The sequence below is a fragment of the Halomonas sp. HMF6819 genome (genome assembly GCF_044335525.1).
Lineage (GTDB): Bacteria > Pseudomonadota > Gammaproteobacteria > Pseudomonadales > Halomonadaceae > Vreelandella.
This window is the reverse complement of sequence record NZ_JBIQVY010000003.1, coordinates 188,066-201,061: the sequence shown is the minus strand read 5'-3', so window position 1 is coordinate 201,061 and position 12,996 is coordinate 188,066. Positions and strand designations below refer to the sequence as shown.

12 protein-coding genes are annotated in these 12,996 nt (G+C 63.2%); 2 read left to right on the top strand and 10 right to left on the bottom strand.

The genetic code is table 11. From position 1 onward, the window contains the following. The first annotated feature begins 29 nt into the window (after window positions 1-29). On the top strand, window positions 30-1,055 hold the full coding sequence (locus ACGLWX_RS11005; RefSeq protein ID WP_252108041.1) for a TRAP transporter substrate-binding protein: 1,026 nt from the start codon (window positions 30-32) through the stop codon (window positions 1,053-1,055). Between the two features lie 97 nt (window positions 1,056-1,152). Here ACGLWX_RS11005 and pcaG read toward each other — a convergent pair whose 3' ends face one another. From pcaG to mdlC, 5 genes are all read right to left on the bottom strand, one after another. Next, a complete protein-coding gene (gene pcaG / locus ACGLWX_RS11000; RefSeq protein ID WP_396239708.1) occupies window positions 1,153-1,785 on the bottom strand; it encodes a protocatechuate 3,4-dioxygenase subunit alpha in 633 nt (210 codons plus the stop codon). Between the two features lie 16 nt (window positions 1,786-1,801). After that, the gene (gene pcaH / locus ACGLWX_RS10995) at window positions 1,802-2,524 is read right to left on the bottom strand and encodes a protocatechuate 3,4-dioxygenase subunit beta (protein ID WP_252108039.1); all 723 of its coding nucleotides are present in this window, start codon (window positions 2,522-2,524) and stop codon (window positions 1,802-1,804) included. Window positions 2,525-2,651: 127 nt separating this feature from the next. Then, the gene (pcaQ, locus tag ACGLWX_RS10990; protein ID WP_396239706.1) at window positions 2,652-3,590 is read right to left on the bottom strand and encodes a pca operon transcription factor PcaQ; all 939 of its coding nucleotides are present in this window, start codon (window positions 3,588-3,590) and stop codon (window positions 2,652-2,654) included. Between the two features lie 65 nt (window positions 3,591-3,655). Further along, window positions 3,656-4,672, bottom strand: coding sequence for a TRAP transporter substrate-binding protein (locus tag ACGLWX_RS10985; protein WP_396239704.1), 1,017 nt, complete (start codon window positions 4,670-4,672; stop codon window positions 3,656-3,658). Window positions 4,673-4,746: 74 nt separating this feature from the next. After that, window positions 4,747-6,327 (bottom strand): benzoylformate decarboxylase, encoded by a 1,581-nt coding sequence (gene mdlC / locus ACGLWX_RS10980; RefSeq protein ID WP_396239702.1) that lies wholly within the window; start codon window positions 6,325-6,327, stop codon window positions 4,747-4,749. A 102-nt stretch (window positions 6,328-6,429) separates the two neighbouring features. Between mdlC and ACGLWX_RS10975 the strand changes: the two genes are divergently transcribed. After that, window positions 6,430-7,329: a LysR family transcriptional regulator gene (locus tag ACGLWX_RS10975; RefSeq protein WP_396239700.1), complete on the top strand. Its 900-nt coding sequence runs from the start codon at window positions 6,430-6,432 to the stop codon at window positions 7,327-7,329. Window positions 7,330-7,420: 91 nt separating this feature from the next. Here ACGLWX_RS10975 and ACGLWX_RS10970 read toward each other — a convergent pair whose 3' ends face one another. The 5 genes from ACGLWX_RS10970 to ACGLWX_RS10950 all read right to left on the bottom strand — a co-directional run bounded on the left by ACGLWX_RS10970 (window position 7,421) and on the right by ACGLWX_RS10950 (window position 12,927). Beyond that, complete coding sequence (locus ACGLWX_RS10970; protein ID WP_396239698.1) at window positions 7,421-8,872, bottom strand: aldehyde dehydrogenase; 1,452 nt, start codon at window positions 8,870-8,872, stop codon at window positions 7,421-7,423. Window positions 8,873-8,942: 70 nt separating this feature from the next. Continuing rightward, window positions 8,943-10,112 carry an alpha/beta fold hydrolase gene (locus ACGLWX_RS10965; RefSeq protein ID WP_396239696.1) on the bottom strand — a complete coding sequence of 390 codons (1,170 nt, stop codon included), beginning with the start codon at window positions 10,110-10,112 and terminating at the stop codon, window positions 8,943-8,945. 10 nt (window positions 10,113-10,122) lie between these two features. Further along, the gene (gene pcaF / locus ACGLWX_RS10960) at window positions 10,123-11,325 is read right to left on the bottom strand and encodes a 3-oxoadipyl-CoA thiolase (RefSeq protein ID WP_396239694.1); all 1,203 of its coding nucleotides are present in this window, start codon (window positions 11,323-11,325) and stop codon (window positions 10,123-10,125) included. A gap of 10 nt (window positions 11,326-11,335) precedes the next feature. Continuing rightward, a complete protein-coding gene (locus ACGLWX_RS10955; RefSeq protein ID WP_252108031.1) occupies window positions 11,336-12,109 on the bottom strand; it encodes a CoA-transferase subunit beta in 774 nt (257 codons plus the stop codon). Next, on the bottom strand, window positions 12,109-12,927 hold the full coding sequence (locus ACGLWX_RS10950) for a CoA transferase subunit A (RefSeq protein WP_396239692.1): 819 nt from the start codon (window positions 12,925-12,927) through the stop codon (window positions 12,109-12,111). Before ACGLWX_RS10950 ends, ACGLWX_RS10955 begins: the two co-directional genes overlap by 1 nt. Window positions 12,928-12,996 lie beyond the last annotated feature (69 nt).

Sequence of the window (12,996 nt, the reverse complement as noted above, 5' to 3'; positions counted from 1 at the left end):
CTGCTCAAGAAGATAGAAGGATAACTATAATGAAAAAAATTCCGACGACCGTGACACGTGCCGCGCTGATGAGCGCGCTGGTTTTATTACCCGCCGCCGCTCAGGCCCAGACCACGCTGCGTCTGGCCCACGTCTGGCCCGGTGGGTCGATGGTTGACAGCGCGCTCTTCCAGGCGTGGGCGGACAGCGTCAGCGAGGCCTCCAACGGCGAGCTCGACGTGGAAGTTTTCCCCAGCCAAACGCTGGCCAAGTCAGCGCAGACCTACGACAGCACCGCCCGGGGCATTGCCGATATCGGCGCCTCAGCCCAAGGCTATACGTCCGGGCGCTTTCCGTTGACGCAAATTGTCGAGCTGCCCGGCGTCTCCTCGAGCGCCCGCGAAGGCGCCTGCATTCTGCAGTCGCTCTATGACCAGGGCTACCTGGACGACGAGTATGCCGATACCCGGCCGCTGTTTTTCTTCACCACCGGCCCGGGCTATTTGCACACCAAGGAGCGCCAGATCGAAAAACCCGAGGACCTGGCCGGGCTGCGACTGCGCCGGCCCACGTCGGTGGTCGGCGACATGATGGAGCGCCTGGGCGCCCAGGCCGTTGGCATGCCCGCGCCGGACGTCTTCACCGCCATGCAGCGCGGCGTCGTCGATGGCTTGAGCTTCAATTGGGAGGGGATGAAGACCTTCCGACTCAGCGAGCTGGCGAACTACCACACTGAAGTCCCGCTTTATGACCTGTCGCTGTTCGCGGTCATGAACCAGCGTAACTACGATGGCTTGCCGGAGGAACTTCGCCAAGTGATCGACGAGCACAGCGGCATGGAGTGGTCGATGCGCGCCGCCGAGGTCTACGACACGTTGATCAAGGAAGGCCGCCAGGAGGCCGTCGAAGCCGGCCACACCTTCGTCGAAATCGACGACGCGCTCAACGACCCCGATTGGGGCCCGGTGTTGCAGGAAACTATCGATCGTTACATCAGCGAGGTCGGTGGTAACGCCCAGGAGGTTTACGACACGGCCATGAGTCTCAAGGCTGAATGCGCGGTGAGCGACGCCTGACCCGCGATAAACATTGAAAAGACACGCGGTCCTTTAGGGCCGCCGGATACGAAAGCGCCGGGGCAGTGCCCCGGCGCTTTTTTTCGGCCCAACAAGATCAGAAGTCGAAAAAGACCGTCTCACCCGGGCCCTGCAAGCGAATGTCGAAACGGTAGCGCACCACGCCATCGGCTTCTTCACGCTTGGCGATCAGCGTCTGGCGGCGGCTATCCGACTCGACGCGGGAGAGCACCGGACAGGCCGCGTTGGCCTCAACCTCATCATCGAAATAGAGCCTTGTCTGCAGGTGGATGTTCACGCCGCGAGCGAAGATCGACAGGTTGATGTGCGGCGCCATCGGCGCACCGTTTGGATGAAGTACCGCGCCGGGCTTGACGGTTTTCAGGCGCCATTCGCTGCCCTGATCCGCCGTCGTGGCGGTTCTGCCAAAGCTATTAAAATCGTTACGTAAATCGTAATTTGATTGATAATTACCGTCGGCATCGGCCTGCCAGGCTTCCAAAAACGCGTCGCGAACCAGGTCATCGTTGCCGTCGATGACGGTGCCGATGATCTCGATGGATTCGCCCTTGGCATTGGGGCCCGCCATCTCGTTCCAGACCTCCTCGTCACGCTCCGGGTTACCTGCAGCGGCGGGGGCCAAACCGATATGCACGTAGGGCCCGGCGGTTTGCGAGGCGGTCTCGCGCAGCATCAGCTCACTGGTCGGCTGGGTGTTAGGCTGTTTCATGTGTTTCTCCCCTGCCTTACTGGTTTTCGAAATAGGTTTGCAGCTCACCGCGCACCACGATATCGAAACGATACGCGAGGCAGTCCATCGGCCGGCTCTGGGCCATGTCCAGACGCCCGATCATGGTTTCCACGGCGTCCGGGTCTTTCAGGGTATGTACGATCGGACACAGGGGAATCAGCGGATCGCCCTCGAAATACATTTGGGTGATCAGGCGCGTTGAGATCGAAGGCCCCATGACGGAAACGTGGATATGTGCCGGGCGCCAGCTGTTCACATCGTTGGGCCAGGGGTAGGGGCCGGGCCTGATGGTACGGAAGCGATAAAAGCCCTGATCATCGGTCAAGCAACGCCCCACCCCGCCGAAGTTCGGATCCAGCGGCGCCAGGTAGGCGTCCTTCTTGTGGCGGTAGCGCCCGCCGGCGTTGGCCTGCCACATTTCGACCAGCGTATGCGGGATTGGCTTGCCGAACTGATCGACCACGCGGCCGTACATGATGATCCGCTCGCCTTGGGGCAGACCTTCGCCCTGGGTGAAGTTCATCAGCAGGTCGTTGTCAAAACGGCCCATGCGCAGGTGGCGAAAATCCGGACCGGTCAGCTCGGAGGCGGTAGGCTGCTGCAGACTCATCAGCGCCTGCTGCGGCGAGCGCGCCACCGATGTCTTGTAGCCAGGGGCGTAGGCCGGGGGATGCCAGTTGCGGTCACGGGTCACGAAGCGGTTATAGTCATGGGTCATGGGAGAGGCTCTTGATGGCGTTATGAGCACCGGCCAGGCGAGCGCCGGCAGGCCCCGAGTGTGGCGGGTTGCCGCACTTTTGCCAATTGAAGAGTCATGGCCGCTCATAACCCATGGGTTATGGGCGTTAAGACCTTGGTTGAATGCGCTCTGCCGCGACCTGGCGCAGCGTTTCGCAAAATACGTCGCGGCTCATCGAGGCCTCCATGCTCGCGTTGGTGCAGACCCCTACCGACCCGCCCTGAGACTCGAAGGGCAGCGCGACCTCGACGAGCTCGCCCCTTTCGAGCTCGCCGGCCACCGCCTCGCGCGGGGCGATCCACAGCGCGTCACTCTCCAGCGTATAGCGATGGCTGACCGGCAGCGACAGCGTTTCAAGCAAAAGCGGTGGCAAGGTAATGGCGTGGCGCACGCAGAAGCTGTCCACCTGCTGGCGCAGCGTGGTCTGCGGCGGCGGCAGCGCCCAAGGGTAGTCGACGAGCTGGTCGGCGGCGACCGGCGCTACCCGGGCCAATGGATGATCGCGGCGGGCGACGATCACCAGCGGCTCATAGTAAAGATGCTCAAAGTAGAGATCGCCGATCTCCCGCGCCTCGGTCATTCGCCCCACCACCATATCCAGCTCGCCCAAGCGCAAACGCGACAGCAGATAGGCGCTGGCCCCGGTCACCACCGACACGCACACCTCCCCGACGCCCAGAGGCGGCGCGGCATGAAAGCGCTGAATCGCCAGCGGCAGCAAACGGCTTTCGACGGTGGAGAGCGCCCCCACCCGCAGCCAGCGCTTGCCGCGATGGCCGCTGCCGATCGCCCCCACGCCTTCATCGAGCGCGCGCAGAGCGGGCCCGGCGTGGCGCAAAAGCGTGAGCCCCGCCTGGGTGAGCGATATCCCTTGGGCGCCCCGTTCGAACAGCGGCGTCTCTAAAATCTCCTCGAGCTCGCGGATCGCCTTGGAGATCCCCGGCTGGCTGATCGAAAGCGCCTCGGCGGCGCGGGCGAAACTGCGTCGCTTGGCGACTTCGAGAAATGCCGTCAGGTGGCGCAATTTGATACGGGCGTTCAGCATGGCGCTCTATCCGCGAAACGAAAGCACTACCTTCGCCGATTCAAGCGCGCATGAAAACCGTGACGTTACTCGCCGCACTCGTCACGCAGGCTCAGCGCGCGCTCATAAACCTCGCGGGCGTTGTCCAATCCGCGCTCCTCGAGCCGTGCCAGATAGCGCTCGGTGCCCTCCTCCAGCGGGCCCGCCCACGCCGGGTCACTGAGAGGGTCCTCGACGGTATGGATCGTATCGCCCTGTTCCAGCGCCTCGTCGCGCCCCACCGCGTCCAAGTGGTGATACACCTCGCCGGCCACCTGCGACCACTCCATGCCGCTATGCTGATCGATCACCGCACGCGCCTCATCTGAGAGCGCTTCAAACGCATCGCGATTCATCACCGCCATGACCGCGCCGGAGTAGTAGGGTACTTCCAAGTGATAGTCGACTAGCTCGTTGATACCGAACACACGCATCGCCTCCCAGGGAAAGCTCAAGCCATCCATCACGCCGCGCTGAAGCGAGGTGTAGATATCCGGCGCCGGCATGCCGATCGGGTCGGCCCCCAGGCTTGAGAGCATTTCTCCGGCGACGTCGCTTGGGCGGCGGATGCGTAGCCCCGCCAGATCCGACGGCGACTCGATCTCGGTGCTGCGCGTATGCAGGTATGCCGGGCCCGTGGTAAACAGGAATAACACCTTAACGTCTTCGTACTCACTGTCGATGAGCCCCTCGTCAAACATCGTTTGCAGGATACAGGAACCCTGAGTGGCGCTACTGGAGACGCCCGGCAGTTGCACGATCTCGGAGAGGGGAAAGCGCCCGGAGGTGTAGCCCTGCAGTGAGGCGGCGATGTCGGAAATGCCGTCGACCGCTCCCTGATAGGCGTGGTCCGGCTTGCTCAGCGTGCCAGAGGGAAATATCTGAACGTCGAGCTCGCCCTGGGAGGCCTCTTCGACGCTGTCGGCCCAGACCTCGAATATCTCCTTATGAACGGCGGAGGCCGACGGCCAGAAGTGAGACAGGCGCAGCGTTTCGCCGTGAGCGGTAAGCGATGCGGTGGCGGCCAACGTAACGATCAGGCCTTGTGAGATGGCGCGTTTCATGAGGTCATCCTCTTATTGTCATTGTAAAGCAATGGTGATTATCGAGTGTGTTGCGACACTGTATTGACGCCCATTCAGGTCTGAAGTGTAGGCACCTCGATCAGTAGTGGGGCTTCCATCCCAAGGCCCTTTATCAGCGCGGCCTCCAGGCGCTCCCGATTGGTGGCGCACACGGCTTCCACGCCGTAGCCTTCTGCCAGCGCGCAGAAGTCGATGTCGGGCACGTCGAGTCCCGGCGCATCCTCCACCTGCATGTGCTTGGCAAACCCTCGCAAGGCACCATAGGTGCCGTTCTTGAGGATGATAAAGATCACCGGAACGCGGTACTGGGCGGCACTCCAAAGTGCGGTGATGGCGTAGTTGGCCGAGCCGTCGCCGACGAGCCCGATCACCTGACGCTCGGGGCAGGCGAGCTGGGCTCCCACCGCTGCCGGCAAACCGAAGCCGAGCCCGCCGGCGGCGGGAAAGAAGTAGCTGCCGGGATGACGCATCTCGACCCGCTCCCAGAAGATTTCCACCGTCGAGGTGGCCTCCTTGACGTAGATGGCATCCTTTGGCGCCAGCGCGTTCACGGCCTCGAATACGTTGGCCGGCGCCATGCGGTCCTTTTCATCCTGCACCACGCCGGGTGTCGGTAGCGCTACGGGCATCGCGCGGCTGCTTGTCTCGAGATGCGGCAAGAGTGCCTCGAGCATCGCGTGCACACCGCCTACGTAGGCCTCCCCCACTGGCGCTCGGGCGGCTTCGTCCGCATCGGAGGTAACGTGTATAAGGCGGGCCCCATCCGGTAGGTAATGCCCTGGCGCGTACTTGTGATAGCGAAATACCGGCGCGCCTACGACAACGATCAAATCATGACCGTCGAGCTGCTCACTGATCCCGGCAATGGCCGCGGGCAGCACGCCGCGAAAGCAGGGATGACGATTGGGGAACGGACAGCGCGAGGCAGATGGCGCCACCCACACCGGCATTTTCAGGCGCTCGGCAAACGCGATGGCAAGCGCATTGGCCTGCTCGGCGTCCACCTCGGGGCCAAGTACCAGCACCGGGTTGTTCGCTGACTGAAGGCGCAGGGCCAACTGCTCGACCTGCACCACCTGCGGCGCGCCGGTATGATGCACCTCACGCTCCATCAGGTGGAGGGCATCATCGCCGGCCTCACGCTGCCAGTCATCGTGGGGAATCGAGACGTAAACCGGCCCCCGGGGCCGGGCATTCGCGCTGTGGATCGCTTGGCTCAACGCTCGAGGAGTATCTTCCGCGCAGGCCGGTTCATAACTCCACTTGACCAGCGGCCGTGGAAGTTGCGGCGCGTCGACGTTGGCGAGCATCGACTCCACGCCGATCATCGAACGCGCCTGCTGCCCGGCGGTGAGCACCAGTGGCGAGTGGGAGTACCAGGCGTTGGTCAGCGCCCCCATGGCGTTGCCGGTCCCCGCCGCAGCATGCAAATTGACGAAGGCAGGCTTGCCGCTTGCCAATGCGTAGCCATCTGCCATGCCCGCTACCACGCCCTCGTGCAGCCCCAGGATGTACTCAAAATCCACCGGCATATCTTTGAGAAACGGCAGCTCGTTGGATCCTGGATTACCGAAAATGTTGGTGATCCCTTGGCGACGCAAGAGTTCATAGGTAATCGCATGAACGCTGGGCATTGTCTGCTCCTGATTGAATTTGTTTCATTCACGCTAACGGGCTTATCTATAATCAATCAAATCAATATTATTTCTTATAAAAATAGATGAGGCTTATATAAAATGGCGCAGGTCGATTTGAATCTGATGCGCACCCTAGTGATGCTGTATGAAACCGGCAGCGTGACCCAGGCCGCCGAGCAGCTTCACGTTACCCAGCCGTCGATCAGCTACGCCTTGAATCGGCTCCGCGACCTGTTCGACGACCGGCTGTTCGTGCGCACCGCCCGGGGAATGGAGCCCACCACGGTGGCACGTCAGCTCTATCCGTCGCTGAAAGAAGCCTTGCGACAGATCAACGACACCATCGACGGCAGCCGTCACTTTACGCCCGAGCGCTGTAAGCTCCGTTTTCGCTTGGCGCTGACCGACCTGGGTGAGATGTCACTACTGCCTGCCATTTTGAAATCCTTCTACGCTCAGGCACCCCAGGCTGAGCTCGAGGTCGTACCACTGGAGATCGATAAGGCGCGAGAGTGGCTGACGACCGGGAAGGTCAACGCGGTGATCTGTAGCCGGACGCTCGGCGGCGCTGGCATCGACAAGCACGTGCTACTCGAAGACCGCTATGTCTGCCTGCTCGACCAGCAAGGCAGCTCAGCCGACGACTTGAGCCTCGAGCGATTCATTCATGGTAGGCACGTATCGATCGCCTCCTCATCGGGCCACGGCCTGGTCGAGGAGGTGCTGACGCAGCGTGGCATCGAGCGCAAGGTGAGCCTGTCGCTTTCGCACTTCTCGGTGCTTCCTCAGGTTCTTCAGGGCAGCGACCTCATCGCGATCCTGCCGCTGCAGATCGCCGCACGTTTCGCGGATGCCAGGCTCAAGGTCCACGAACTCCCTTTCGCGGTGCCAGGCTTCGACGTGGCGCTACACTGGCACGCCCAACCCCACAGCGCGGCGCCACAGCGATGGTTCTGCGCGACCGTGATCGACGCCGTCACCGCCGTGCAGCGAGCGTAGAGCGTAGCCTTGGCGCGGTGTGGCCCAAAAAAAGCGGCGCACCAGGCGCCGCTTTCGGGGTCATCAATCAAGGTGGGTCAAGCTGCCGACCTCAGATGGGATAGTGGCGCGGGCCGGTCTGAAGCGTCATCCAGCGCAGGTCGGTGAACTCCTCGATCACCGCCTTGCCGCCGAACCGGCCATAGCCGCTGTTTTTGACGCCGCCAAACGGCATCTGAGGCTCGTCATGTACCGTGGGCGCATTGATATGACAGATGCCGGTGACGATCTGGCCGGCCACACGCAGCCCGCGGGCGCTATCACGAGTAAACACCGCGCCGGATAGGCCGTACTCGCTGTCGTTGGCGATGCGGATGGCCTCCTCTTCGCCCTTGACGCGCATCATCGCTACCAGCGGACCAAAGGACTCCTCAGCGTAGAGGCGCATCGTCGAGGAGACGTTGTCAAGCAGCGTCGGCTGCATGACCACCCCGTCGGCCTTGCCACCACAGGCGAGCCGTGCGCCCTTACCAGTGGCATCGTCGATCAGCTCGTTGAGCTTGTCGCCGGCGGCCGATGAAATGAGCGTGCCCAGAACATTACCCTCGTCGCGCGGGTTCCCGGCCAGCAGCGTTTTCGCTTTCGCCGCAAGCTTCTCGGCGAATTCGTCGGCGACCGTTTCATCAACGATCAAGCGCTCGGTGGACATGCAAATCTGCCCCTGATTGAAGAAGGCCCCGAAGGCCGCCGCCTCGACCGCCGCATCGATGTCCGCATCGTCGAGCACCAGAAACGGCGCTTTTCCGCCCAACTCCAGCAACACGGGCTTCAAATGTCTGGCGGCCTGCTCGGCGATAATCCGCCCGACGTGGGTGGAGCCGGTAAAGTTGACTCGCCGCACCGCTGGATGCTCGATCAGTGCGCTGACCACGGCCGCCGCCTGTGTCGGATCGTTGTGGATGACGTTGACCACACCGTCACCCAAGCCGGCCTCATGCAGCACCTCCCCAATCAGTGCGTGGGTGTTCGGGCACATCTCCGAGGCTTTCAGGATGACGCTATTACCACAGGCCAGCGGCCCGGCCAGCGCCCGGGTGCCGAGGATGATCGGCGCATTCCAAGGCGCGATGCCGACCACCACACCGCAGGGGACGCGCACACCCATCGCCATGCTGTTGGGCACGTTCGAGGGAATCACATGCCCCTGGATCTGCGTCGTCAGCGCCGCCGACTCGCGCAGTACGTTGGCCGCTACCATTACGTTGAATCCGGCCCAGCCTGGCGTCGCCCCGGTTTCATCCACCATGGCGTCGATAAACGCTTGCTGACGCGCCTCCATCAGGTCGGCGGCCTTGTTGAGTTTGGCACGCCGCTCGCCAGGGCCCGTTTGTGACCAGGCCGGGAACGCGCACTCTGCCGCTTCCACGGCGCGCCCGGCGTCGGTCGGCGACGCCGCCGCCGTTCGAGAAACCGTCTCACCGCTGAGCGGATTACAGCGATCAAAGGTGGCGCCCTCTGAGGCAGGGCACGATTGCCCGTCGATTAAGAGCTGAACTGGGATCATGGTATGGCTCCGGTGAATGCACGAGCGGGGTGCATGAATTGTTGTTGGTGATGCGTCGTCATCCCGGCGATTATTCCCCCCAGCCCAGCTCCTTGGCCAGTGCAAAGGCGTGATTGGCGGCAGGGACGCCGCCGTAGATGGCCACGTGCATCAGCACTTGGCGAAGCTCGGCCTCGCTCAAACCGATACGTTGAGCCGTCTTCAAATGAAGCGTCAGCTCTTCACGGCCAAGTGCGGCGAGAATGCCGGTGGTGATCATGCTGCGTTCGCGCCGGGTCAGATCCTCGTTGCTCCAGAGCTCGCCCCAAGCCAGGCGCGTGATCATCTGCTGGAAGGGCGCGTCCAGGCTGTTGGCGTTGGCGGTGGAGCGCTCGACGTGGGCCTCGCCCAGCACCTCTTTGCGCGTTTCAAGGCCGGTGGCGTAGGCCACCCCGTCGTTGGCGACGTCGCCAAGCTCTCTGGCCATGGCGCCCAGGAGCGTCTCGGCAAAGCGCGCGGGTGCCTCGACCGATGGCACGTGGCCCACGCCGTCGAACACCTCGAGCGGCGCGCCGCCAAGCTCCTCGGAAAGCACTTCAAGGGTCGCGGGCGGGGTCGCGAGATCGTCGCTGCCGCCGAGCAGCTGCACCTTGACGCCTTTGCTGGAGAGCTTCCCGGTGAACGTATCGCGGCCCAGCATCTCGCAGAGCTGAGCGTAGGATTCATCGTCGCCGCGGCCCATCTGCACGCACCACCCGGCTTTGAGCGCAGGGCTTGCTTCAAACGCTTGAGGGCCGAACCAGCGCGGCACGATTTCCTGAGACATGGCCGCCAGGCCTTCATCACGCACTCGCGCGGCGCGGGTGTTCCATAGCTCCGGGTTGCCGATGACCGCGCCAGTGTTGGTCAGCGTGGCCGACAGTAGCCGGTCGCCGTGCGCCTCGATCAGCCGCTGACCGATCACTCCGCCGATGGACGTGCCCACGAAGTGAAAACGTGCAGCACCCGCGATATCCGTTAGCGCCAGCGCCTCGTCGGCGAGATCAGCGGGCGTGACGCGTTCGCCACTTACCGCTTGGCTTGCGCCGTGGCCGGGCAGGTCCCAGGTCAGCACACGATAGCGCGGCAGCAGCGCCGGAATGACGTCGTCCCATACCGCTTGGCTCATGCCCAGCGGATGCGCCAGCACCACCAGCGGGTTGGTCTGGGCGCCGAGCAGCCTATAGGCGACGCTGCGACCGTTGAACTCCAGATATGCCATATAACCTCCGTCAGGCGCGTTCGATCAGCGTGGCGATGCCCTGGCCAACACCGACGCACATGGTGCACAGCGCGTAGCGCTTGCCGCTTTGCTGTAATTCATGGGCGGCGGTGAGCAACAGCCGCGCGCCGGACATGCCGAGCGGGTGGCCGAGCGCAATCGCACCGCCGTTGGGGTTGACCCGCGGGTCGTCGTCCGCAAGCCCCAGGTCGCGCATGCAGGCCAGGGCTTGAGCCGCGAAGGCTTCGTTGAACTCAAAGACATCAATGTCGTCGAGCGACACGCCGGTGCGCTCCAGAAGCTTTTTGACCGCGGGCACCGGGCCGTAGCCCATGATGCGCGGCTCGACGCCGGCGGTGGCCATACCGATGATCTTCGCCATCGGCTCAAGGCCGTGGCGCTTCACCGCCTCGTCGCTTGCCACCAGCATGGCGGCGGCGCCGTCGTTGACACCGGAGGCGTTGCCGGCGGTGACACTGCCGCCGTCACGAAACGGCGTGGGAAGCCCGGCGAGCTTCTCGAGCGTCGTTTCCCGCGGATGCTCGTCGGTGTCGAATACCAGCGGCTCCTGCTTGCGCCGGGGGATCTCGATGGCAGTGATCTCGCGAATAAAGCGCCCGGCCTTTTGCGCAGCGGCGGCTTTTTGCTGCGAGCGCAGCGCGAAGGCGTCCTGATCTTCCCGAGAAATGTTGAACTGCTCGGCGACGTTTTCCGCCGTTTCCGGCATGGAGTCGATGCCGAAGGACTTTTTCATGATCGGATTGACGAAGCGCCAGCCGATGGTGGTGTCCTCGATTTTTTGGCCACGCGAGTAGGCGCTGTCGGCCTTGCCCATCACGTAAGGCGCGCGGGACATCGACTCCACGCCGCCGGCCAAGGCGAGGGCCATTTCGCCCGCCTTGATGGCGCGAAACGCGGTGCCCACGGCGTCCATGCCCGACCCGCACAGGCGGTTCATGGTGGTGCCGGGCACGCTGGTGGGAAGGCCCGCTAAAAGCGACGACATGCGCGCCACGTTGCGGTTGTCTTCGCCGGCCTGGTTGGCGCAGCCCATGAAGACTTCCTCGATGGCCGCCGGATCGAGCTGTGGCGCCTCGGCAAGAACGGCCTTGAAAATCGTGGCGGCCATATCGTCCGGACGTACCGGTGCAAGTGTTCCGCCGAAGCGGCCGACCGCCGTGCGGCGGGGGTGACATAGATAGACATCGCTCATGTTCAGCTCCTTACTGGCCGGCGTGGGCGCGATCGGTGCGCTCTTTCAGCTCGCGAAGAATAGTCAGTTCGTTCTCGTCGGGCTCCGGGGTGCTTTCCAACTGCTCGGCGAAGCGAATCTCCCAGCCGGTGGCGTCCTGTACCTGCTCGCGGGTCACGCCCGGATGCAGCGACACCACGACCAGCTCTTTGGTCTCCGGGTCGGGCTTCATGACGCACAGATCAGAAATCACCCGGGTCGGGCCCTTGCCGATGTTGGGCACGTTATCGCGACCCTTGCCATCGCGGCCAAAGCCGAGGGTGGTGACGAAATCGACCTTCTCTACGAACGCACGGTGGGAGTGCTTGAGCGTAATGAACACCTCGCCGGCGTTGGTGGCGATCTCGGGCGCGCCGCCGCCGCCCGGCAGGCGCACTTTTGGCTCACGGTAGTCGCCGATCAGCGTAGTGTTGAGGTTGCAGTACTTGTCGATCTGCGCGGTCCCCAGGAAACCGACGTCGATCTTGCCGCCTTGCAACCAGTAGCGAAACATCTCCGGCACCGCAACGGTGGTCAGCGCAGTTTCGGCAAGCTCGCCGTCGCCAATGGACAGCGGCAGCACGTTGGGCTTGGTCTGCAGCGTACCGGACTCGTAGATCAGTACCACATCGGGGGCGTGGGTCAGGCGCGCCAGGTTAGCGGCTTCCGAGGGCAGACCAATGCCCACAAAGCAGGTCGACCCGTTCTCGAGCGCCCGGGCGGCGGTGACGGTCATCATTTCAGAAGACGTGTATTCGAGACTCATCAGGCGCTCTCCCCTGTTTGATGCACGTTTTCGTCAAGCCACTGGGTGAAGGTATCGCGGTCGCGCGCGATGGCATCCCACTCCTTGTAAAAGCGGTTGCTGCGCCCGTAATAGCCGTGGGTATAGGAAGGCAGCGCGCCTTTTTCGGCGACCGCAATGGCACTGATCGCCCAGCCGGGAATCACGCAGGCATTGGGGTGAGTGTCGAGATCATCGACGATCTCCTCGACCGTGACGATGCTGTGTTTGGCCGCCAGCACGGCTTCCTTCTGCACGCCGACGATGCCTTCGACCAGCACGTTGCCCTGGCGATCCGCGCGCTGAGCGTGAATGATCGAGACGTCCGGGCGCACTGACGGCACCGCGGCCAGCCGCTCGCCGGTGAACGGGCACTCGATGAACTTGATCTGGTCGTTGACGCTGGGCAGCTCGCTACCCACGTAGCCGCGCAGTACCGCCAGCGGCAGGCCCGCCGCCCCCGCTTCGAACGCGCAGGCCATGGCGGCGTGGCTATGCTCGAGAATCTCGACCTTATGCGGCCAGCTCTTCTCGACGGCGTCGCGCAGGCGGTGCAGCGAGCCCACGCCCGGGTTGCCGCCCCAGGAAAAGATCACCTTTTTCGCGCAGCCGGCGCCGATCAGTTGATCGTAGATGATGTCCGGCGTCATGCGAATCAGGGTGAGGTCGCGCTTTTGCTGACGAATGACTTCGTGGCCCGCCGCGAACGGGATGAGATGGGTAAAGCCTTCCATGGCCACGGTCGCGCCGTCTTCAACGTAACGGGCGACCGCGTCATGCAAGCTGAGGAACTCGGCCATAGCATTGCCTCTTGACGAACAGTGGGGATCATCTGCCTATATGTTCGCAAAGCGAACATAGATTCTTAG